General features: G+C 55.7%; 14 protein-coding genes. 1 reads left to right on the top strand and 13 read right to left on the bottom strand.

Translation table 11 applies throughout. From position 1 onward, the window contains the following. Positions 1-24 precede the first annotated feature (24 nt). The 5 genes from QLG08_RS17930 to repA form a co-directional block, all read right to left on the bottom strand. Positions 25-2544 (bottom strand): fimbria/pilus outer membrane usher protein, encoded by a 2520-nt coding sequence (locus QLG08_RS17930; RefSeq protein ID WP_282473053.1) that lies wholly within the window; start codon positions 2542-2544, stop codon positions 25-27. A gap of 52 nt (positions 2545-2596) precedes the next feature. Continuing rightward, on the bottom strand, positions 2597-3310 hold the full coding sequence (locus tag QLG08_RS17935) for a fimbria/pilus periplasmic chaperone (protein ID WP_272847759.1): 714 nt from the start codon (positions 3308-3310) through the stop codon (positions 2597-2599). A gap of 10 nt (positions 3311-3320) precedes the next feature. Beyond that, positions 3321-3638 carry a hypothetical protein gene (locus QLG08_RS17940; RefSeq protein ID WP_110015885.1) on the bottom strand — a complete coding sequence of 106 codons (318 nt, stop codon included), beginning with the start codon at positions 3636-3638 and terminating at the stop codon, positions 3321-3323. A gap of 255 nt (positions 3639-3893) precedes the next feature. Beyond that, on the bottom strand, positions 3894-4856 hold the full coding sequence (locus tag QLG08_RS17945) for a LysR family transcriptional regulator (protein WP_110015883.1): 963 nt from the start codon (positions 4854-4856) through the stop codon (positions 3894-3896). A 941-nt stretch (positions 4857-5797) separates the two neighbouring features. Further along, positions 5798-6817 (bottom strand): plasmid replication initiator RepA, encoded by a 1020-nt coding sequence (gene repA / locus QLG08_RS17950; RefSeq protein ID WP_282473054.1) that lies wholly within the window; start codon positions 6815-6817, stop codon positions 5798-5800. Between the two features lie 1138 nt (positions 6818-7955). Between repA and QLG08_RS17955 the strand changes: the two genes are divergently transcribed. Beyond that, positions 7956-8510, top strand: coding sequence for a hypothetical protein (locus QLG08_RS17955; RefSeq protein ID WP_282473055.1), 555 nt, complete (start codon positions 7956-7958; stop codon positions 8508-8510). Between the two features lie 56 nt (positions 8511-8566). Here the strand turns inward: QLG08_RS17955 and QLG08_RS17960 are convergent, their stop codons facing one another. The 8 genes from QLG08_RS17960 to traT all read right to left on the bottom strand — a co-directional run bounded on the left by QLG08_RS17960 (position 8567) and on the right by traT (position 23058). After that, positions 8567-8932, bottom strand: coding sequence for a hypothetical protein (locus tag QLG08_RS17960; protein WP_282473056.1), 366 nt, complete (start codon positions 8930-8932; stop codon positions 8567-8569). Between the two features lie 126 nt (positions 8933-9058). Next, the gene (locus tag QLG08_RS17965; RefSeq protein ID WP_282473057.1) at positions 9059-9691 is read right to left on the bottom strand and encodes a nucleic acid/nucleotide deaminase domain-containing protein; all 633 of its coding nucleotides are present in this window, start codon (positions 9689-9691) and stop codon (positions 9059-9061) included. A 358-nt stretch (positions 9692-10049) separates the two neighbouring features. Continuing rightward, on the bottom strand, positions 10050-10874 hold the full coding sequence (locus QLG08_RS17970) for a thioredoxin domain-containing protein (RefSeq protein WP_282473058.1): 825 nt from the start codon (positions 10872-10874) through the stop codon (positions 10050-10052). A gap of 108 nt (positions 10875-10982) precedes the next feature. Further along, complete coding sequence (gene mobF / locus QLG08_RS17975; RefSeq protein WP_282473059.1) at positions 10983-16847, bottom strand: MobF family relaxase; 5865 nt, start codon at positions 16845-16847, stop codon at positions 10983-10985. Next, positions 16844-19369, bottom strand: coding sequence for a type IV conjugative transfer system coupling protein TraD (traD, locus tag QLG08_RS17980; RefSeq protein ID WP_282473060.1), 2526 nt, complete (start codon positions 19367-19369; stop codon positions 16844-16846). The genes mobF and traD overlap by 4 nt, the downstream gene beginning before the upstream one ends. Before the next feature lie 148 nt (positions 19370-19517). Next, a complete protein-coding gene (locus tag QLG08_RS17985; protein ID WP_282473061.1) occupies positions 19518-21551 on the bottom strand; it encodes a YadA-like family protein in 2034 nt (677 codons plus the stop codon). 81 nt (positions 21552-21632) lie between these two features. Further along, complete coding sequence (locus QLG08_RS17990) at positions 21633-21995, bottom strand: hypothetical protein (RefSeq protein WP_282473062.1); 363 nt, start codon at positions 21993-21995, stop codon at positions 21633-21635. 328 nt (positions 21996-22323) lie between these two features. Further along, positions 22324-23058 carry a complement resistance protein TraT gene (gene traT, locus QLG08_RS17995; RefSeq protein WP_019105781.1) on the bottom strand — a complete coding sequence of 245 codons (735 nt, stop codon included), beginning with the start codon at positions 23056-23058 and terminating at the stop codon, positions 22324-22326. Between the last annotated feature and the right edge of the window lie 313 nt (positions 23059-23371).

A 23371-nucleotide genomic window follows, 5' to 3' on the forward strand; every position in this document is an offset into this window, starting at 1 on the left:
GGGGCCTGATGCCCTGAGTTAAGCTTATCTGCAGTTAACATGCTGCTGCAGCAGCGGCAAGTTTTTCGCATCCGGCGGCAGGCTAAGGCGGACCCTGCACTGCTGGTCAGGTCCGGAGCCCCACTCTGCCTTCAGAGTGTCGTGTGATGAAAGGCCCGTGAGGTAGACCTGTCCGCCGTCGCCCACCAGTCCGCCGCCACTGCTGCTGCTCACGGTTGCTCCGAAGGGTAACGGTTTGCCGTTGTGCAGCAAGGTCAGCAGTGCGTGAGCACCGCGGTGCACACGGAAACGCGCCCGGACAATAGCGCCCTCGGTTGGCACAACGCTGGCCACCGGATTGTCGATATCGGTATGGTTATCCAGCGTGCTGACGTCAAGCGCCACGTCATTTTTTATGTACTGGCTGGCATAAGGGACGATGGCATAGCCCCGGCTGTCGGTGTGAATGCCCTGTGTGTCAGCAATATTCGCGCCGGCTGCCCCCTGCGCATCAACGAGCACGCTGGTCTCTCCCGGCAGCTGTCCGAATGTGGCGCCGCCGCTGTGCAGTATTACCCCGCCACTGGCCCCGTAGCGGACCTGCCTGTAATGCCGACTGTAACCGTAGCCGGCTGACAGACTGCCGTCAGTGCCGCTGTAATCTACACTGGCGTCGCCGCTGTCGCCGTCACGGCGTCCGTACCCCTGACTGACGGCCCATGACACCTGCTCACTGTCTGCTGTCCCGCTGACTGCAGCCTGCGTTGTCGTGTTCCCGTCACTGTCGCGGTTTGCGCTGGTGCTGACATAAACCGGGGTCGGGCCTGAACTGCCTAGCGGCACTGACAGCGCAAGGTAAAGCGAGCGGTCGGCATCCGGCTGTCCGCTGACGTGGCTGTACCCCCATGAAAAACTCCAGTTAACGCTGTGAAAGGTGCTGCTCAGTCCCACCTGCAGGCTGTCGGTGCTGGCGCCGGACTGCCAGTATGTCTGATGGCTGCCGTTCACATAGGCTGAACCGAGCGTTCCAAGCGACTGGGAAACACTGACGGTGACCTGTTGCCGTCGGCTGTTATAGAGGTTGTAATACTGGCTCCAGTCCGGACGAACGAGACGGCCGGTCGCATCGACTTCCACGTCTTCACCGTTCCATCCCGACATGTTGCGCTCTGCGGTTTCGCTGAAGGTGTGATACCCCTGAGTCGAGTACCGGTAGCCGGCCAGCTGGAAGGTGGTTCCGGTAGTCAGCAGCGAACGGGAATAAAGAAAACGAACCGACTGCCCCTGGTGGCGGGACTGGTCAGCCAGAATACTGTTGGCCTGCGTCAGGTCCGCTGACAGGGCACCCCACTCCCCCAGATTAATACCTGCTCCCAGCGCGACTGAATGGTATCGCGATGCCTGAAGCATGCCGCCGTAAACGGTGACGTTGTGGGGCAGCCCCCACTGTAGTTCTGCCTGCATAAAAGCGGGGAGTTCCGTGTCGCGACCGGCACTCCGGTAACGACCGCCTGTCAGGGCGTAACGCACATGACCCTGCCGCTGCAGGACGGGAAGGGATGAATAAGGCACTGTAAAAACCCGCAGGCTGCCGTCAGCCTCGCGGACGTCAACAGTCAGGTCGCCGGCGCTGCTCACGGTATTCAGGTCGTCTATTACAAAAGCACCCGGTGCCACGAAGGTCCGGTAAATCACGTTGCCGTTCTGAATAACGCTGACGCGGGCGTTACTGGCCGCGACCCCTCTGATTACCGGCGCATACGACCGTACGCTCTCCGGATACATGCTGTCACTGGTTGCCAGCCTCACACCCTGAAAGGAAAAGGCGTCGAAAATCGTGTCACGGGTGGTGGCGTCTCCCAGCAGCAGTTCGCTGCGCCACGGAATAATGGTTCGCTCAGCCCAGGTGTTGATATGTCGCCACTGGTTATGGCTCTGGTAGGGGTTCTCGCTGCGACTCCAGGTGCTGTTGTCCCGCAGCCGCCATGCTCCGAGGTTCAGGCCACTGGTCAGGTAAAGGTAATCGCTGTTGCTGCTTCCGTACTCACCGTCGTTACGGCTGCCACTTACCTGCCAGCCCAGAAGCGCGGCATTTATGCCCTCGTCCCAGTACGCAGGAGAGACCCAGCCCCGTGGACGGTGCACCAGGGCCGCCTGAGGAATGCTGATATTGAGACGCATGGCATCTGTGTCAAAGGTCATGAACGACCCGGGAATAATTTTCTCGAGGGGAACACACCCGCCCGCGCTTGCCTGCTGGAGGGACGGAAACGCTGCCATCTTAACGCCGGTGAGAGCCAGAACGTCACCGGTCAGGCAGGCATGCAGCCCACTGTGGTCATGCGGGTCCGGGGTGTCGGCAAGGCTGAACGCCAGCGTTCGCCGCCCGACCCGGTTACCGTCAACGTAGATATCAACGGGATAGCGGCCCGGCGCCAATGCAGCCCCCTGCTCAAAAGCCGACAGGCTCGCCACGCTGTACTCACCGGAAATCATTGATGGCTCGAAGTGCAGCGCGGCGGATGCACCGAAGGGAAGCGCTGCCATCACACAGCACGCAAGCATGCTAAGGTCCGGCCTCATTCTTCTGAGTGTAACTTTCATGTTGCAGGCCATGTCACGGATTTATGCTGAATGCCAGTGGCTCACTGACACCACCGTAATCGTTAATGCTGTGCAGAGTCAGGACCGACCCGCTGCCGTCCGGAAGCGGCAGCGTTGTGCTGCTCAGAGGAGAAACCATGACATCCCTGAGATTCTTCACGCCTGCACTCAGATGTGTCAGCGTGAGGTAGTAGGGCGTCGGATTATGCACTGTCAACAGGCTTCCTGTGCGGCTGAACGTCAGACGCCCGGGAGCCTCTCCGGGCGCGGGCTTCAGCCCTGACGGTCGGAGAAATAATTTAAGTTGCGTCACCGTTGACACGTGAATAACGGCCTTGTCCGCGTTCCTGCTATCGTCTACTGAGGGGATGACTTTAACCATCAGGTAAAACAGCGTCTCCCGGTCAGCGGGAAAGCTTCCGCCTGTGCGGATGAGGCTGAGCATGTTTTCACTTTCGGGCTTACTGAGATACAGAGGTGGGGTCACCACGAAATTTCCGCTTTTATGTCCTGTAGCATCGTCAACCCAAGACTGAATGAGGTAGTTACCCACATCTGAGGTGTTCGCAATCCGCACGCTGATGCGGGTTGCGCCAGCGGGAAAGATAAAACGCGTGCCGCTGACCGTGATACCGCCTTTTGCCATACAGCTGAGCGGGATGCATGCGGTAAGCGCCAGCAGCAGTGCTCTGGCCGTTCCAAAAAAAGACTTGCATGGCTGCTTCAATTTCATCCCCTTAACCAAAAGTAAACAGAGCGCGGTAAACACCCATTTCAGTGGAAAGTTTCACCTGCCAGTGCTCAAGCGCAGAGCGCGCTGTCAGCTTCATTACGCGCAGGTCAGCAAACCACGCGCTGCCGTTATCGTGATGCTCAAGGCACTCACAAAGCCTTGCCCATATATAGAGCGTTTCGCACGCTCCGGGATGTTCATCGCATACGAGCAGCAAAAAGCGTCGCAAGTCTGCACATTCTGTAAAGCCATAGCGGCCAAGCCTCATGGCGAAATCCTCTGCGCTTATCAGGCTGACATGCCGCCCCGCAGTAACTTTCATATGCTCTCCGTTAAGACATGCTGCACTGGGAACGAGACGGCACACCTGACTGGCAAAGTCCTGCCGGCATCGTGCCGGAACAAGAAGGAAGGCCACCGCCTGTGTCATCAGGCGGTGGGCATGTTATAGAAATCAGACTGGGGGGGGAACTGCTCTGGAGTTAAAGAGGGGTTAACTTTAAGGAAAGGCTCGGAGTACAGATACAGGAACCTCTTAGGTTTTCTGAAAGGAGAGTATTTGGCTTACTCGCCCCCACTATCTCGTGTCATGATCACTTTTAAGGTGACTCTTATCAATCTGTGGCCGCATATTCCAGCATCGCTCAATATAGTCCCGAAAGTGGGTGAAGAGAATGTTCTGACGCGGGTGCTGGCGCCATATAAGCCAAGCGGGCAAATCAGGTATACGCCACTCAGGCAAAACAGATACGAGTTGCCCCCGCGAAAGATAAGGCGCAGCCAGCCAGCCGGGCGTTGCCAGACTGATACCCTTTCCCTTAAGGGCCAGATTGAACATGGCCAGCAGATTATTGGATGACAACCCGTTTTCTGCTGAACTCTCCAGAAGATATGACTCATCTCCACAGGAAAGCATCAGCGGGCCGGCGAGTCCGTTATTATGCATCCCAAAAAGAGTATGTCTTTCCAAATCACACGGGTGTGAAATAGCAGGATTCCGCCTGATATAATCGGGGCTTGCGCAAATCAGGAGTTTTATCGGGCTGAGTTTTCTGTGAACCAGATCTTCGCTCTCTATGCGTCCGCTGCGCAAGACCACATCGTCCAGTTCCGGAGAGTCAGAGCGGAGATCGGTGCGCTCGCGGGCATCAAGAAACACCCTGACGCGGGGGTGAGCCTGCGTATAATCATTGCACCATTCACCGGCAAGGAATTCACACACGATGGCGGGCGCCGCCAGCCGGACAGCGCCTTTAATTTCTCTTTCCGGATTACGGATTTCCTCAAGCAGCGCATGAAAGGACACTGTAATGTCCCTTGCCCGCGCGAGTGTGGTTAAGCCTGTCTCCGTAAGCCTCATGCCCTGCGATGTCCGGGTAAAGAGTACTGTTTCGAGATATCGTTCAAAACGGCTGATGGATTTACTGACTGCCGCCGTACTCATGTCTAGCTGACGGGCTGTCTCCGAAAGACTGCCTGTTTCGGCAGTGCGAATAAAAATGAGCCAGTCACGCATGCCGCGGTTATTATCTCTGTCCATGGTTATCCGAATAAAAATAAGTATTAGGGTGGGATAATAGCAGTTTAAGCAGAATGCCGCCTAAGCGGCATAAAGGCGCCAGATGACGTAAAAGAGGGCGCAGATGCTGAACGGCGCCGTACGCCCGGCGGAGCCGGTTACAGACCTATAAATCGTAACATTCCCTACCTTTCCCTGAACAGCCTTGCGGATTTTCAGCAATGAAGAAATGAGGTAACCCCTTTTAACCCCGGTGAGCGGGCTTCACGGCGCCTGCGACGTGAAGGGCGTGATTTCCGGGGCCTTGGCGTCGGCAGCCTGCTGCTGACGCTTAGGGGGGTGTTCACTGTACCCTGAAGCGATACTACTCACAGCGGCACCTAAAGCATTAGTTACAACACCCATTAATCAGCCACTGCAGTTCCGGCCCTGCGGGCCGGGCGGCGGCGGCTGGTCAGTGGGGGCGATGGGTTATCAGGTCCGGCTCAGGTCTCTGCCTGGAGGGGCACCATCAGTTCAGTACTGCGCCGGTGCTGTTTACAGTGAACTAATGTATGATGTAACTAAAATGTTTGTATTTGGGGCCCGCATCAGCGGGAGCTACTCCTGAATCTGAGCGGCGCGGACGCCTGCGGCCGCTGCGAGCGAAGGCCTTTTCCACTTATCCACAATCTCGCGGGTGACAGAGATTATTCCGGGTTTATCCGGAAGACCTTAAAACAGTGTTTACGAATGTTTTGCAGATTATCTGATATCCGTTTGCTGCTTTTTGACGTTATCCCGTTGCGGATTTTTGTGAATAAAACGCCGGCAGCAGAGTTTTGCGCGCGCTGCCGGCGCATAAACGACGTCGCGGCCGGCATGAAAAGTAAATAATGGCAAAGACGTGGCCGGAGCCTGAAAAAAAACCACGGCAAAAGCCCCGGTTAAGGGGCATGGTTTGTAAGACGTGGGGTCACGTACTAAACGTGCGTGTCGTGTGCCTCAAACAGCTGCATCTGAAAAAGTTGCCGGATGGCCAGCTTCTCAAGACGGTCGTCCGTACAGTACAGCAACTCGCCTGCAGGCAGCGTTTTACGCAGGTGTTTCATCATCTCAAACACCCGCACGTCCCGTGGATGGTTGCTCAGCCGGTTGGCCCGCTTGCGCATCGCCCCCTGCTGGCGGCGGTACTTTAGCGACTCACTCCTCTTACGGTCGTACCAGCGACGTCGGGCGGCATGCGGCGAGATGTCTTCATCCTCATTCATCAGCCCTTCCGCTATCATCTGCCGGCGTTCCTCGCTCCTGCGCAGCGCCTTTTCCTGCTCTTTTAAGAGTCTGGCCATGTCCGCGCCCAGCATCCGGAAACCGGCATCGGTGATCCAGACGTACTTCGGCAGCCACTGCCCGGACTCGCGGTCCCACATTTTTTCTTCCGACGCTGCAAGCACGCCATACCGGACCTGTTCGCTAATCAGGCGGGACATACGGCTCACCGTGACGGCCGTCTCCGGAATGACCTTCCCGTGTTCGTCTTTCGGACTGACCTCATGAGCCAGCCGCGACGTGCACATGCCGACAGAATGTTTACCTTTGTCGCAGAAACTGAGTAGTACTGGCCATGTAGAATCCAGCAGCCGGGCCTTTTCCGGTTTGAAATGGTTTTTACGCCCCGCCTTCTGGCGGTTCATCATGTAGTAAGGGTGCAGCGACATCCGCATACGCAGCTCGCTTAGGCCGGTTTCCGGATCGGTTTTCACCAGTCGGTTGTAAAGGTAGCCGATCTGACCACCTACCGGCTTGTAGCGCGCCGGCCGGAACCATTGCGGGTTTTCGCATTTCGCTCGCGTGGAGTGTTCGCCCCTTACGCGACGGGTTTTACGGGGTCCGGTCGGGACGAGAAACGATGCCGTTTCACCGGCATCAACGCCCTGCCAGAAACGCACCTGTTCTTCGGTGCTGAGCTGACTCCAGTGCCGTAACGGGTTGCTCTGTTTCATGACAGCGCCCCCCTGTCATACTGAGACCGTTCATTTCTCTGGCCACAGGTATCTCGCCGGTCTTCACTGACCACCTGACGTGTAAACAGGAAAGCCGGAAAAAAGACGCGGGGAAGCCCACCGTCATTACTGCCGGTGTCACAAGCGAACAATACAGTATTGATGTGAAGCGGTATTGCCGGCCAGTTCAGCCGGAAAACAGACTTCAGCAACGTAGCAGGAGCCAGGCCACACCCGGTCGGGGGGCAAATGCCGGCAGCAGAATAGTCACTGCTGCAACGTCTGGCTTCTTCCGGGGTCGGGCAGTTTAACCCGATTAAAATCTGGTCATTCACCCTGTCCCGGACTTATGGCGGGCAGGGGTTGTCTTATGAAATGCATGCGTTATAATCCTTCACAGGCCAGCGCCTGCTTTTGACCCCCTGATATCTGCCGCCTTCCGCCAAGTTGATGACAGATTTCGGGGGGTTTTTGCATTCAGAGCGCGGTAAAGCCCGCCCTCTGTACCCTGGACGTTTTTACGGATACGTCCCATCCGGATAAATCTTTCCCCGTACCGCGCATGTCCGGCCACAGGTTTTCGCTCATCCCTATCATCAACCACCACAGTATTCTGATAAGGATCTGAATAGATCGCCGCCCGGCGAAGTCAGAAAAGCATACCCGCAGCAACCGGCTAAATCCAGCATTTAATAGGGTTTTGCGGTGTCGGATGGTTAAAAATGAACCGCCCTCGATCCAGATTATTCTCAAAATCACCTGCAGCCCTCAATGGACCTGAATACACGCGCATGGCGGTGCAGCGTACATTCAGTCCGGGAATGAGGTGTCGATGCCCGTGGGTGTTTTTGGAAAGTTTATGTACCGATGACAGTCTGGTTTTGGGACTGCATGAACTGTCGAAATATTGCCCTGACAGTTACAATCTTTTAATGTTTACCTGTCAGACGACACGGTTATTGGGGAAAAAGAATGGACGCAACAATGCTCGCCCCTCAATCGTATCGGGCGTGATTTCAGTACCAATGGACTTTTATCTTGGACTGGTTGTTTACGGCCTGAACTATCTGATTGCTGAAAAGCCCGATCGCCGTTAACCGTGTCGTGATTAAGGCCCTTATAACAAGCGTGCGACCTCATGAATACAGATCAGATATTAAATGAACATCCTTTGCTTGCCGCCTGCGGAATATGTCGGATTGAGCGCGAGTATGGCGGGTTCGGCGACAGAGTTTGCCACTTTTCAGTCGAACTTAGAGACGGAAAAATCGCCTGGATGAAATTGTCCTTACGCCAATATTCTGAAAAATGGGTCGTAATTGTTCGTGAACGGCCGTTTCTGAATGCATGGGCGAGGTCTGGTGATGAACCGCAGCTCTCAACCGGCGATGAAACCCTGTGGAGAAATGATTATAAGTTTCTTCTCGCTGAGAAAGGTTTTTTGCACGGAAACCATAATCCAGTGCCACTTGCCTTGTGCGATGCACATTATGAAATAGAAGGAGGGCTACCCGTGCTTCACACGGGTTTTACGGACGGAATAACGCGCACTATATGGCTTCTGGCCAACGGTGCTGAAAGCTTCCCCGTTAGCGTAACCTCAGAAGAAAGTGCCCGTCTGCTTTTCCGGGGTGCTGGCGACCGAAAAACCGAGCCGCTTTCCGTTTCATTCCTTCATTCTCTGTGTAAATAAAGCCGGACCAGATAAGGTATTAATCTGGTAAGAGAAATTTTTTACCAATTCTTGCTTTATACCTGGCTATTTTTGATTGAGTTCAGAAAAAACCATTCCTCTTTGTGGAGATTGTTACGTATGACATATGACCTTAGTATGTCGAGTTCTTCGGGGCCTGCATGTTTGTCAGGCGTTGTCATTGCAACATTCAGTCTGTACTGGATCTCTTTATCTTCCGAAACTATCAGTGCACTGCATTTTTTGATGTAATTTTCTGCGGTCTTTGGTTTAACACCATAAATTCTTGCAATCTCTTCTATTGACGTACCTGAACCATAGAGGTTCATCGCAGCAAGGAGCTTTCGAAAACTCCAAACTCTTGATATATCAACTAAAATCTGTCTTGTTATTCTCCTGTACTCTTCAACATCAAATGTCATTTAGCCCCCTTACCTGTATGAAACACCTGCTTCGTTGGATGTATAATTTTTTCTTTTTTTCGCTTCATAATCCTGAATAACATATCATTCTACATCGACGAAAAATAACTTATTTTCTGAATATACTTAGTTCTGGACTGACTTCAGACTCGAAATATATTCCCTCTTTTGTCTGTCTGTCATGCTGCTATATACAGCAAGGACCTCATAAGTATTGCCATCGTTTGCAACAAACTTAGTTTCGGCATCACCAATAAATCTCTTCAAATTTTCTTCGTTATTAATGATAAAATCCGGGTATGCCCAGCCAGCGTTCCAAATACCCTCTGACGTCGAGTTGAAATTGACTCCCGCTATTACCAGCACTACCGTGCAACGTAAGCATGCTGGCTTTGATATACCAATATATTCAGGCACTGTCCCCATGTGTCTCATGCAGTGATCTAACATTTTCATTTCGGCGTGCTTCAGATCGGCTGTGTCATGCACCTGGCTGTATGCCGGATGAACATTTAAGCTAGGGAATACCGCTCGAACACTTGGTGAATGCCACTGATTCATCGCGACAGCAGGAGAGTGGGCATATATACCGGAATCTACGACTGCTACACAGTTTCTGTCATTTGGTGGCAAAATCGCCTGTGCGTTAGTATCTGACGTCCTCTGTGCTGTTCCAACTACTCTAGAAGCCAATCTGCGCCAGTAAGTGACAGTAGCCTGACGCATGCGACCAACATCGTTTTGATAGTTAAATGGCATAAGCTCAACTCCTTGGATGTTTATAGCCATACTATCATGGTTATTTTTAAACCACATACCACGTGCTGGACCATAAGTATTTTTAACTTTGCAGTAGATTTTACTTCCATAACCAACATCACCGCAAAAATGCTACTTACATTGCTTATAAGTGTCCGGTAAAAGGGTAATCAGTCCTCAGCAATAAATTGCATACATAACTTTTATATCGCCATGCGCGATACCAGATTTTCAGCACAGAAAAGATTGAAGCTTTCTGTAACCGAGACGATAACAGAGACTGAGACACTGTCTCAGCCTCCTAATAGATGTTGATATCTTTTATACCGGCAGTCACCGATTGCAGCTGCCGGTTTTTTTATTTCCCCCCAGCCTTGTTGATAGCCTGCTGCATTACCGCTTCGCTGACCACGCCCGGTATCACAGTCGTGTTCTCAACGGTAGCGTTCTCTGCCGGCATGACAATAATCCCCGGCGTCCCCGTCAGCCCCAGCATCTCTGCCAGAGAATCATTGTTCGCGATAAGGCTGTCAGACTGGGCATAGCCCTCGGTGTTAACCGGCCCTGCACCCGCAGACTTAGCATTAGTTTCAATGTCTTCAGGTGTCAGTTTTCCTTCGTTGTGGCCAGAACGGTAAATGCCGTTGTGATAGGTTATGTAGGCCTCTGCGCCCTTCTGGCGGTAAATGTCCAGACCACGCCGTGAAGCCTGTGTGGATTCCGGAAAGCGCGGTGCGAATATCGTCCAGTCGCGAAACGCAAACCTGACGTCTGGATTACTGGCCATGACTTTCTCCATCACCGGCGACATCATGCTGCAGGCGATACATTCGTAATCAAAAAACTGCGTCACAATGACTTTTGCGCCGGCCGGACCAGCAACAGGCACGCCGTCGAGCTGCATGAGCAGTCGGTGGGCTTTTACGGCAGCGTCGGCATAGGCCTTCTGCTTCATTTCGTTCTGACGCGCCTGCAGCTTCTTACTGACCTCGATCAGCACATCCGGATGCGCCACCAGGTAATCAGCGGCTATCTCGCCGATGCGGGCCTGCTGCGCCGGGGTAAAATCATCCGCTGCGGACGCATGCTGCTGTACCGGCGTCAAATCAGCAGGGGCAGCCGGTACGGCGCAGGTGAAGCCTGTGGCCAGCATCGCTGCGACCAGTTTTACGTGTTTTTTCATAAGTGTCCGTATGTCGCACACCGGCGACGACTTGGTTCATTGACCTGCCCCCGATAAGTGGGGCAGATGGAAGATAAAGGGCCTGGTGTGGTCTGGCCCAAAGGGTGATTAACGCTCTTTCTGGATGTTACGGGTCATTTCTGGCACAGGCTCATTGCGTTCGCGGCCGCGTGGTTCCGTAGGCAGGTTAAGCAGGTTCTGCCGTTCCATTTCACGGGCCGCACTGGCGACTGAGCGCTCTGTCAGGCCGTCCGGCATCCGTTGAGAAGGCTGCACGGACCGGTCATGTTCTTCAGTGACTTTCCGGATGACCGCAGCCGGAATGTTTCCGGCCCCCGTTTCACCTGCAGCGATTCGGATATCTGACGGCAGGCCACCGTCTGCAAGGGCGCTGATCACGGCTCTGACGATGCCGGCCTTATTTCCGTCCTGTGCAGGCATGGCACTGGCGGCCTGACGGACAAGTGCGGGATAGTCGGGCTCTTTTTCACCCGGCAGCGCCGGGATTTGCAGCCTGACGGCTTCCGCCACCCGTTCGAGCAACGCGGCACTGATGGCACCTTTTTCACCGGCTTCGGTTTCCGGAATACGGGCAAGTGCTTTCGCCGTCGCTTCCGCCGCAATCTGCTTCGCGAGGCTCTGCAGATCAGCCAGTGCCTTTTTTTCTGCCCTGTCTTCCGCTGGCCGGACTAACGACGCCGGAAGCGCCTTGTCCAGGGCAGCAAGGGCAGCGCGCAGCGACGCCGTATCATCACGGACAGGGCCGTCAGCAGGCAGGTTTTTAAATATATCCTGAAGCTCTGCCCGCACCAGACTGACCAGCGCCGCATCCGGACGTGAGGAGCGTTCCGGATGGCCACCGGCCACCTTAAGCAACTGCGCCGATGGCGTTTTCCGGCCGGTTTGCAGGACCACCCCCGTTTCCGGATGACTCCGCGCTGCTTCCACGCCCTGCGCCAGAGACGTCACAATCAGCGTTTGTCCGTTACGGCTTTTCTGGAATACCGCCGCCTGCGCACCATCAGTGAACAGATCCCTCCCGGTCCCGCTAACCGTCAAACCCTTGTCAGGCTGAAGTGGATACAGGCTGACGCCTGCCGTTTTGCCGTTCCCGTCAAAGACAGGCAGGGCCAGATGGGGCGCAGGATACTTCCTGGTGGGCGGAATGATACGCGCGGTAACGGGATTGTGCTTCAGCCCCTGTTCACGCAGGAACGTCCGCCCGATTGCGGTTTTAGACAGAGATTTACCCATCCCCCATACGAGCCGCGCCTGGGCGCGTTCAGGCTGTGGATCGAGCGCGTCGTGCGCCGTCTCCGGCTCCCGGTCCCTGTTCTGCAGCGTGTTCAGCCAGTCTGACAGACCGTCCGTGTAAATCTGCACGTGATCGACCGCGCGGGACAGGCTGATGTAAAACGCCCGCATTCCGCTCATGCGCTGACGCGCGCCCTCAGTCCCTTCAAGCGCAATGACGAAATCTGCACTGGCCCCCTGTGCACCGTAGCCGGTCACCGCCCACGCATAATCGAGATGTTGATCGGCAGTCACGGTGCCCGGCTCTATCACCTTTTCACCGGCGGCATTCTTCAGCACCACCTCGCCGTTATCCCGCAGCGCCTGCACACGGTACTGCTCATGCGCCGCGTGGCCGGCCGCTTTCTGCGTTTTGTTCATCCGCACGCTGTCTCCCACCCGCAGTTCAATATGCTGGCGCTCGAAAACCTCGATTTCCGTCACGTTCAGCTCGGCGGGAGAATAAAAGTGTGTTCTGCCGCCTTCGTCCCGCAGGACGATCCGGTTTATCCCCGAATCAACCGCCGTCACGCTGAGATAGCTGTCGTTGACCTTTACCACCTGACCGGAACTCCAGGCCGACGTGCGGTTGAAGTCATGACGCCCGCCCGTGATGCGCGACAGCACCGGCACCGTGACGGCCTTCTCACCCAGCTCCTTCAGTTCAGTCAGCCTGTCATGAATGCCCTGGTTAATGGCGCGACGGTCTTCGTTCAGCTGCGCGATGATGAGCGTCTTTTCCCGTGCAGCGGGCGTGCGGCCAGTCCAGTCCGCCACAATGGCCTCGACCGGGGCCTGGGTTTCGACAACAGACCGGGCGGGAAGAACCACCTGCTCTGATCGTGGCACCACCGAAGGAAGCACCTGCATGATTTTTTCAATGGCCGCGGCTCCCTTGTTCTCGATCGCGCTGTAAACCGCAGATTTCAGGTTTTCATCGCGCTGCCGGACAATCTCTTTCATCACGGCCACGTCGATGGGGCTGCGCTCCTGAACCAGCCGGAAAGGCGCACCGCTCTCGGGAGAGGTAAACTGTGCGACGTCCCCGACCGAGACTGCCCGGCCCCCGCCTGAAGAAATAGCCTGGTAAGCCGCCGCGGTGTCCTGGTTACCCAGCATCGATGACTCATCAATGAGGAAAAGCGTGTTCTCAAAACGGACGCTTTCGCCTTCCGCCGTGCGTTTCTGCCAGTCCACGATAAATGACTTCAGGGTCTGGGCCTCGATGCCGACGCTGCGCATCTCCTTCACCGCGCGGTGCGTGGGGGCAAGTCCGATAACCTGCGGTCGGGCATGCTCAGGCAGCGTATCAAGCGCCGACGTTACCGCCCGGAACTGGGTGGTTTTACCGGTGCCCGCATACCCCTGTATGGCAATAAACCGGTCTTTACTTCCGAGGATAAGGTGCGTCGCCTCACCCTGTCCGCCGGTCAGCCCGGCGGTGAGTGACGCCGGAATAGACTCCATGAGCGGCGGCACGGCATTTTTTCCCGCCGCGATTTCAGTCACGATCGCCTTTTCCATCTCCCAGGTAGCGCGCGCCACATAGCGGCTCTCACCGTCAACCGACACGCGAATCAGGGCCTTGTCCGCCACCTGCTGTCGCAGCATCTGCTGCAGTCCGGGCGTGTCGGGCACAAAGCTCATGGCCTCCTTCAGCAGCGCAACCTCGGTGAAGGCCACGTCGCGCATCTGGGCCACGGCGCGCGTGAACGCCTTCTGCAGATCCGTCTGTACGGCACTTTTCAGCGCCGTCACGGCCTCCGTAGCGTCGTCCTTACCGCTCACTTCACGTACCAGCGACAGCGGCGTACGAACCGATCGCATCCGTTCAATGCGGTCTTCCGCCCGGGCCTGCGGCTCGCCCGTGAAGATTTCCGCCTCATTCCCGCTGCGCGCCAGGGTGTTCATCATGTTCGCCGTCAGATCCCGTCCGTTGAGGCTGGCCAGCACCACGCCGCGATCGTTATCGAGGCTGCCGGGCGCGGCGACGTAGGCGTGGGTCAGGTACAGCGCGCGCCCGCTTTCGAGGGTCACGGGCTTTTTCTGGCCGTCGCGCAGGACGGTAATCTGCCCTTCACTGACGGACTCCACCGTCAGACGATCGCGCGCCTTCAAGCCAGCCTCTTTATCGCCGGCCACGGCAAACAGCTTCTCACCGGCAGAGACCAGCAGTGTCTCGCGGTCAAACAGCCGCCAGTCTCCCGTCAGGGTCCGGATATCCTGTACGCTGACCACCCCGTCAGTATCGATGAGCGACAGCTGGCGGGTGTCTTCGTGAACACGGTCAATGACGTAATGTCGCGTCTCATTTTTGTCCGAGCGATCTTCCAGCACCTGCCCGGGCCGGTAGGTGTTTACCAGACGACGGGTTTTGGCCGTGGTAAAAACCGGAATACGGGCCTCAACGGAGACCTCTTCCTGACCGAGTTTGCCGGCGTCTTTCAGCGCCGACCGGATGAGGCCGTTCAGTTGCTGCTGCTCACGTTCGCCTGCGACCGTCGCGCTCAGCGTCATCTCCGGCCCGCTCAGTTCGGCATAGCGCGTGGCCAGCGCCTGATAGCGGTCACGTTTGTCGGCAATACTGATGACGCGCGCTGCCAGTCCGGGCGACGGCTCGCTGAGTGACAGACGCGGGACGCCCGACTGCTCCAGGACAGACAGCGCACTTGTTGCGGCCGTGCGTCCCGCCCCGTCGAGGAACAGCAGCTGGGCATTCTTCTCCAGCGCCTCGCCGGTCAGCACCAGCATCTCCTTGAGGCTCAGCTTCTCTGCGCCGTCTACCACGAGCGTACTCTGGGGCGCGAGGCTGAAGCCGTTACCGAGTATCCGGCTGCGCTGCATCAGGCTGTCTTTCAGGATCGTGGATTTACCGAGTGACAGGGCGCGTTCGGCAGAGGCGGCCATGACCATCACGTCACGCCCGTGAGCGCGTGACATTGTCACCAGCTGCTCTGCTGTTTCCCGCTGACGCAGCGCTGATGAAGGGGCGTTGAGGATGGCCACCGGTGCCTGCATTGCTTTCTCAAAGCGGGCGGGCACCAGCTCTTTGGGCGCGCGAAAGCTGGCCACCACGTTTTCTCTGACCGCACTGCCCGCAACAGACTGCAGTGACAGTTCGTCAAGCAGGTGAATGCGGGAGGTGAATACGCCCTTGTCCGCATCCAGCGGCACCAGTTCGCCACTGCTGATAACCTTATCCAGGGCGCGTTTCAGATCGGGAATTTTCTCTTCATGCTGCCCTGCGCTGAAGGCAGTTACCAGCAGATCACCATATGTAAACCGGGTCTGACTGTCGCTCAGCACGGAAATGGCTTCCCGGACGGCCTCTGTGGCATCGGTGCGCAGAGGGGCTTCAGGGCCTGACAGCACAACCTCACGCGCCCGGGCATCGCTGACGACCTGTTTGATGTCAAAGCCCAGATCGTCCATCTGCCGCTGCCAGCGCGCCTGCAGGCGGCTGCGTCCCCTTTCGGTTTCAGGTTTAACAATCGGCTCATTGCCGGGAGACGATATGTCCCGTGCCAGTCCCGTATCGACCGGCTCCGCTTTGTCCGGCGCTGCGGTGACGGTCTTTACAGTGGTACCTGTCTGCTCCGGTTCAGGCGCAGACTTACCGGCGGAAACTGAGTCCTGATCGGCTTTCTGCTGAACGTCCGGATGCTTTTCAGTAGCATCGGATGCGCGGGTCTTAACCGGGATTTCCGCGTTTTTGCCACTGGCCACCTCTGTCGGTCCGGATTCCGGCTGCGGTTCCCCGCCTTTCACCTTCCCCTCACGCTCCGGTGAAACCCCGCCCGGCACGTGCCGCCTGACCTCTTCCGGACTCTTTCCAGGCAGGGTGTCACCTTCACCGTAGCGATCAAGCGACTGTTTACGCTGGCGCGTGTCGAGCGCGGCCACATCACGGCTTTTCAGGCTGGCTTCATCCCCTACGCTGCCGCGAATTTCCCTGTGGCGTGAAGAGAACTCCTCCAGTACGGTTTCGGTAAAGCCTTTAACCTCCCAGAGGTCATGCGGCCCGCCGGTCAGCTCCGTTTCATAACCCAGCGCTTCGGTTTTTCCCTTCAGCGAACTGCGGTAAAGCTGGCCAAACTTCACCTGGTGCTTGTAAATCGTCTCAATGAACCCGGTTCCGTGTATGTAGTCGGTGGACAGGGCTTTCCACTTACCTTCATGTTCGGTGGCGTTCACCACAACGGCGTGGGTGTGGATCTGCGGATCGAGGTTGCGCGAGGTGTCATGCGTGAACAGCGCGGCCACCATCTTGCCGGTCGGTTCGATGCGGGTAATGCCGTCTCGGGTATTCCGCACGCTTATCAGGTTTTCAATCACCCCCAGCGCCTCTTTCACCGCCTCGTGGTGTGCCTCCAGCAGGCGTTTGTCGCCTCCGGCCAGTATCAGCATGGAGATGCTTTTAGGGGCGGAAAACGTCAGGTCATGTCCCGAACGGTGGACGTGCGCGCCCTGCACCTCTTTGCCCAGCTCCGTTCCGTTGGGGAGCTTGCCGTGCAGCACGTCCGTAAACGTCTGCAGGTCAACCGGGCCTTCCAGGCCCAGCTCGCGCGCGCCCTCACCCAGCCACTGACTTTCCAGGTCATCGAGAAAATAGTAGTTATCTTTGCTGCTGTAGTAACTGGCAGCATCGGCGGCCGACGCCACCGGCGCAACGGTCATCATCGCTCATAATCTCCGTGGTCATGATGGTCGCCCATTTCCTGCCAGGCCTCGTAATCTTCACGGTGGCGCAGGATGTTTTTTTCATCTTCAGCCATGCGGTAGTTTGCCTGCCGGTACTGGTCCGCGTAGGCCTCCTCCCGGCTGTCATGCACGCCTTTACTGTTTCCTGCCGTCTGCACAGTGAGCTGCCCTGCATCATCTTTTTCCGCCACCATGTTCAGCTCTGGCGCTTCGCCCTGCGTACCCTCCTCAGCCGTCGCGGAGTCATCCGTGTTGGCAGGCAGATTTGCCCGGCGAGCCAGGATGTCGAGCGCACTGGTCGTTTTGACCGATGGTTTAGGGGGTACGGGCGCGGCAACTACTTTTGCTGCCGGTACTGGTGCGGTTTTTTCTGCCGGCACGTCAGGCTCAGGACGGGCGACGGGCCTTACGGCCGGTGTAGATCGTGAAGCTGCTGCTCCATGACCGGGAAATGCCCGGACGTTATCAGGGAGCAGACTTTCAGCCAGAATCTCAGCAGGTTCCGCTGACGGGGCTTTTTGAGGGACGGGTACTGGGTGTTGCCCCGGTGCAGGCTGAGGCGTGACGCTGGCGGCAACAGGTGCAGGCTGCCTGACTTCCGCCCCTGACTCAGCAGCAACGGATGCCAGCGGCGGGTGTGTGGTTCCCTCCAGGATTTCATCGCCGGTCGGAAAGCGCAGCCCCAGCCCGACCGCGTCACGCTCGTTCTGGCTGATGATTTTTTCCAGCTCAGGACTGAGGTTGTCTTTGAAGTCGCGCTCGATGAGCGCAGGATGATATTTCTTCTGTTCGCGGTACTTCAGGCTGAGCTTCACTACCGGATACTCGCCCGGCATACGCACGTAAAAGCGCAGGTTGGGCAGCTTCATGATCTGGTCATAATCAACGACCGGCTCCCTGACTTTGTCCTTGCTGATGGAAATACCGTCACGCTCCTGCGCCAGACCAAAGCTGTTCTGCTCCCGCGCCTCCCTGCGGCGTTGATACCCCAGGTCTTTTTCGACCATCTCTGCTACCTCTGAACTGGGAGAACGGCCGTAAAAGCGCGTGTTCAGCAGGTCAAAAATGGACTTGGCCATCTCGCGCCCGTAGACGTTAATCAGCTGGGGCATGTTCTGAATACCCAGTACAAAACAGGCACCAAACTTACGGCCCTCGGCCAGCGTTTCGCCCAGATCCGGGAGTTTCTGCAGGCCCAGAATTTCATCGCCGATAATCCACACCCGTCGCTTGCTGTCCTCGCCCATGCTCTGAATAAACAGCGTGGCCAGCGAAAGCCACATCGTTATCAGAGGTCGGACAGATTTACGGTGACGGGCCGTGGTGGAAATAAACAGCCAGCTGTTGTCATACTGCTTCTCTGTCATCCATTCCCGGATGCTGAACTCGGGTTTACCCTCCTTGTCGAGCCCCTGCAGGTAACGCAGCGACTTGGCGTAGTTGGTCAGAACCGAGCGTATCGAGATGGCGGTTTTTTCAATTTTCTCCTCCACCAGGTTGGCGGAGGGCGTGTTCTTCAGGAATTCGCGCAGACTTTTCAGGTCAATGGACAGCAGGGTTTTCAGGAATTTTTCAATGTTGCGATTCGGGTCAGATGCAAACTGCATGGCCGTATCACTGAAGATGGTCCGTGATGAGGACACCCAGAACGGGTCCGAGTCGCCCTCAACCGGCATCAGCGCGGCCGTCATGTTCTCGTAATCCACGACCTCGCGGCCTTCACGCCACAGCACCCAGTTTTCGCAGCGTCTGTCATGCGTGTTCAGGATTTTGTCCACGCGTTCGTCGTAGTGCGTTTCGACAAACGTACCGCCCGAGTCGTAAATGATGGCGCGGTCACCCCGCTTGCGGATGTAATCAAGCAGCCAACGAATAATGGTGGATTTCCCGACGTTGACGGTTCCGTGAATCAGGTAATTCATGATCTCGGCATTGCGGACCATGTGCAGCCCGGCCACCTGTAGATCCGACTTTTCCCCGGCCTTTTTCAGCAGATGGTTAATAACTTTGAGGTTATCCGTAAGCTCCATTCCGGATATAAACTCATCCTCTGTTTCTTTTTTGCCTTTGTACCCCACGTACCAGGCAATCAGGCAGTAAAGCAGGCATGCTGTGGTACCGCAGATCGTGGCCACAAAACGGAGGCTGGCCAGAAAGGCATTTCCCATCCCCTGCATCCAGGCATCGGAGAGCAACTGCTCTGGCGTCATTTTAACCTTACACAGTTGCGTACCTTCTCCGCAGTGCCAGGTAATGTCCCAGGTCGCGGTAGCGCTGGCAGGACTGAGTCCCATCAGCGAATGCGTCGGCCATGCAGCCCAGTACCAGAAGCCATTTCGCATCACGTCATCGGGCGTGGTCAGCCAGAAAAGCAACGCCGTAGAGGCAATAAACAGCAGTAACATCCAGTGGAAAATCCAGTTACTCACCTGCGCGAACATACGCAGGCGGTAAGCCATAATCTGGCCACCCTGGGTAAGGTTTTTAGGCGTAAAACTCATGAATGGCTCCGTTTGAGGCGTCAGAAATCCCTGCGCAGGGATGCAGTCGGGTCAGTGATGATTCAGATGAAAAGCGGTTTATGCAGCCAGTAAGGCCTGTTGAGACATGGAAGTGACGAAGGCCCGTGCTTTACTGGAAATTATGAGATCACCAGCCCATAGCCATGCCGGCAGTCATGCCCGCACCCTGTCCGGTATCCCAGGTAAGACTCACGCGCGCGCTTACCTGAGCGGCCAGACGACGCTGGTAGCCGGCAGCAATGGCCTGCTCGTCCCGGTATGTGCCGAATGCCATACCGAAGCTGTTGTCTACAGAGTTGATCAGATAAGGAATACCCGACATGGCCATCGCGGAAGCTATGCCCGCATTGGCCCGGCGTGAAAGCTGATGCACTTTGCTGTCTGTGTAGGTGTTTGCACTGCTCAGCGTTCGCCGGTCACCGTCATCCCTTGCCTGCCTTTCTGCAGAAAGCGCGCTGTCGGTATGCAGCAGAATGGCGCTCTCACGCTGGTCGGTATAGCCGTTTGCGCTGCTGAGCACGCGTGCATCACCCTGTGTACGGGCCTGCCGTTCATCCGACATCGCACTGTCGGTGTACTGATTTGCCGCCACTTCCCGCTGGTCAGTGTAGGAGTTTGCACTCTGCAGCATGCGCTGTTCGCCCTGAGTACGCGCCGTTCTTTCTTGTGAAAACAGGGTGTCGGTCCGGGTGCTGATGGCACGCTCTCGCGTGTCGGTATAGCTGTTTGCTGAGGTGAGGGTTTGTGCCTCACCCAGAATGCGTTGTGATTTTTCATCAGCAACAAGCCCGTCAGTCCTGCTGTTGATTGCCAGCTCTCTCGCATCGGTATAGCTGTTCGACGCGCCAATCGCCGCCGCTGTTTGACGGTCCGTATAATTTCCCGATTTGGCCAGCGTATCCGCCTCTCCCGAGAGACGCGCACTCTGCTGCGAAGCGGAGTAAGACTGCATTTTGCTGTTGAGAACCTGCTCTCTGGAGTCTGTGTAGGCTTTCGCACTCGACAACGTAGAGGCATCTCCGTCCTGTCGGGCCTGCTGCTCAGAGGCCATCAGGCTGTCAGTGCGGGTGTTGATCGACTGTTCACGGTTTGTGGTAAAGGTTTCCGCACTGCTCAGCGTTGAGGCATCCCCTGCAGAACGGGCCTGCTGCTCCGTCGCAATCAGACCGTCAGTCCGGCTGTTAATGGCGGCTTCCCGCGTGTCCGTATAGCCTCTGGCGCTGCTGAGTGTTGCCGCATCACCGTCCTGCATTTGTCTGACGTTACTGGCATCCGTACCCGCTGTCCCTGCAGCAATATGCGTCAGACGGCGCTGGACATTCTGACTGCCAAAAGAAACCTCGTCTCCCTGTGAGGAAACAGAACCGTACCCTACTGATATTCCTCCGTTTGAAGCCTGTGCGCCCGACCCAAAGACGAGGCTGTTAGCCCCCGTTGCGCTGGAACCATTGCCGATAACCATTCCGTTCAGTGCACTGGTCAGGGTGTTACCTGAACCAATCTCAATACCGCCAGAGTCCGTGTCTGCTCCGGTGTTGGTGTTCCCGTCCCCCAACGTGATAGCGTACGGGCCCGTCTCTAAGGTATTTCCGTTGCCGGTAACGTTTGAAAAGGGTGAGGCAGTGACCTTGTTCGACGAGCCGAAAACGTTGATCTGGTTGCCGGAGATATTATTGCTGTAACCAGTGGTGTTGTTCTCATCACCGCTGGATTTATTGCCATTACCGGTAATGGTTGAGTTATTCCCGGTAATGGATGAAGCAGTACCAAAGATATTATCTCCGTTCCCGCTCAGTGATGAGCCATTACCGAAGATATTGACGAACTGCCGGGTTCCGGTTTTCGCATTGTTCCCGTCCCCGAATATGTTGCCGTAGCCTCCGGTGATGCTGTTGCTCTGCCCGAAAATCGACATATCTGAACCGTCTGTGAGGTTGGTGTCTCCGAAAACGGTGGTGGCATAGGAGTTTTTTAAATCATTATTAACGCCATAAATATCAATTTGAAAGTTCTGACAGCAGTCAGGGGTGCCAGTCACAGAATTACCGTCACCCGTGATAAGCGTGCTGGTGTAACCGGGACCGACAGTGTTGGCAGCAGGCGCGCAAAAGCTTACGGCACTGATGATGATCAGTGCTATTTTAAAGTATGTGGCCTTCATTGAGATTCTCTTAAATGACTGATGAGGCTACAGGTGGGTCCGCTGCGAACGGACCCGCCACCCTTTCTCTGAGTGCAAAATTTATCTTTCAACAGAGGCTGTAGACTCAGAGCGGATTAATCCAGTGCGTCTGAGCAGCCATTCCCCCGCCATAACAGGCAGGCAGCAGGCGAACAGGATCAGATTCCAGCCGAGCAGCGTCAGAACCGACAGCACGGCACCGGCCGTAAGTGTCAGCAGTACCATCAGGAAAGGGATCATCCCCTGCGGCATCATGTCAATTTGCGCCGTGCGCACGGCCAGTTCATACGCAAACAGGGTGCTGTCAGACATGATGTACTGATGCAGTTGCATGCCAAAATGCCATAAAACCAACGCGCTCCAGGCGAGGAAAAGGGTAAACCAGGTTACAGCCGTGCGTAGAACGCCATTAAATTGCAGCATAAAAGCTCCTTGTTAAGGGATATGAGAGTCAGGACACGTCGGTGAAATTGAGAGTATGCAGCGCCCGCCGCAGACGCCGGGGCCGTTGAACCGGCGCGAGGAGGCGAAATGTCACCAGTTCAGCCATGCGGCACGAACGCACCGTTACAAAACACGGATGCTTTAATTCAGGAATGTCATCAGAAGGGGCGGCATACACCCGGTTGCCAGGAAAGAAGGTCTGTTATTTTCCTCGGGCGTATGCCTGTTTCGTGTCTTTTTGCAGAGTTCTCAGTGTCGGCGCTTAAACACACTGAAAGAACTCAGCAATGCTATACAGGTACTCAGGTTAAGGCAGGATACCTGCGACAGATTTTGCCAGTTGGGCTTCGAGTACAGGTTTGGCTTCATCGAATTTAAGGTTTACCTTGTTGGCGTTTGAAACCACACGCGTCTGATATTTCATTCGGTCACCCTGTTCGCTGCTGGTCTGCAATTTGATGCCAGATGTACCCTGTCGAAGAGCAGCTACGTTATCGGTGGTGACAGCCGCTTTACTGCGCTCTGAAATCTGTAGGTCGGTTACCATTGTGTAGTTAACGTCTTCTACCATCGCATCTGCTGCCATACCAATCAATCCTGCGGCAAGGCCAGCCCCCAGAACAGCGCCGCCTGAGTTACCGTTATAAGCTGTGATGCCGGCCCCCAGTGCTGCGCCAGCTGCGCCACCTTCATAACCGCTGTTCAGGAATCCCTGCGCTGCCCGCAAATCCATTTTATCTGCTTTCAGTACGTTGACCTGAATCCAGTAATTAGCAGCATCCGGGCTTGAAGTGAGGGTATAGCCTTTCGCCTGTACGTCCTGCCCGATAAGGCCGTACAGGTCGCCCATATCTTTATCTGAGGTGTTACGCACCTGCAGCCAAACGGTTTTATTACTTGACGGATCAAGCCAGACCGTCTGACTCATTTGCGTTTTTACATCAAGATTTCTTTTTTTGATCGCGGTACTCATAGCACCACACCCGGACAGCACAAGACATGCAGCAGCAATCGCCGCCACAAAGAGGGAACGCTTTTTCATTTCAGTATCCTTGTTAAACGAAAAAATGAGCATGAATGCCCGACAGAATTTACCAGAGGAGTTTTTTAGTCCTGTCCCTTACTTTATTCAGACGCAGGTGACATTGGTTTTATTTAAAGAACATCTGCTTGCTTATAATTATGCAGAGCATTGTGAGGATGTTACGGGGTTTTAATCAAGAAATGTTCTCATGACTTAAATCAAACTTATTAGTAAAAATAACGGATTTTTACTTTAGAAATAAAACCAACCGGGCGTGCGCCCGGTTTAAAAGGAAACAGCTATTGAAAATGTGTTTAGAGCAGGTCACATA

The sequence above is a fragment of the Pantoea sp. V106_11 genome (assembly GCF_029967885.1).
GTDB lineage: Bacteria > Pseudomonadota > Gammaproteobacteria > Enterobacterales > Enterobacteriaceae > Pantoea > Pantoea ananatis.

Coding starts and splice junctions, on each gene's coding strand:
- QLG08_RS17940 (WP_110015885.1), bottom strand. CDS start 3,638: ATGAAAGTTACTGCGGGGCGGCATGTCAGCCTGATAAGCGCAGAGGAT.
- QLG08_RS17970 (WP_282473058.1), bottom strand. CDS start 10,874: ATGAAAAAACACGTAAAACTGGTCGCAGCGATGCTGGCCACAGGCTTC.
- QLG08_RS17990 (WP_282473062.1), bottom strand. CDS start 21,995: ATGCTGCAATTTAATGGCGTTCTACGCACGGCTGTAACCTGGTTTACC.
- QLG08_RS17945 (WP_110015883.1), bottom strand. CDS start 4,856: ATGGACAGAGATAATAACCGCGGCATGCGTGACTGGCTCATTTTTATT.
- mobF (WP_282473059.1), bottom strand. CDS start 16,847: ATGATGACCGTTGCGCCGGTGGCGTCGGCCGCCGATGCTGCCAGTTAC.
- QLG08_RS17955 (WP_282473055.1), top strand. CDS start 7,956: ATGAATACAGATCAGATATTAAATGAACATCCTTTGCTTGCCGCCTGC.
- traD (WP_282473060.1), bottom strand. CDS start 19,369: ATGAGTTTTACGCCTAAAAACCTTACCCAGGGTGGCCAGATTATGGCT.
- QLG08_RS17930 (WP_282473053.1), bottom strand. CDS start 2,544: ATGCTTGCGTGCTGTGTGATGGCAGCGCTTCCCTTCGGTGCATCCGCC.
- repA (WP_282473054.1), bottom strand. CDS start 6,817: ATGAAACAGAGCAACCCGTTACGGCACTGGAGTCAGCTCAGCACCGAA.
- QLG08_RS17985 (WP_282473061.1), bottom strand. CDS start 21,551: ATGAAGGCCACATACTTTAAAATAGCACTGATCATCATCAGTGCCGTA.
- QLG08_RS17965 (WP_282473057.1), bottom strand. CDS start 9,691: ATGCCATTTAACTATCAAAACGATGTTGGTCGCATGCGTCAGGCTACT.
- QLG08_RS17960 (WP_282473056.1), bottom strand. CDS start 8,932: ATGACATTTGATGTTGAAGAGTACAGGAGAATAACAAGACAGATTTTA.
- traT (WP_019105781.1), bottom strand. CDS start 23,058: ATGAAAAAGCGTTCCCTCTTTGTGGCGGCGATTGCTGCTGCATGTCTT.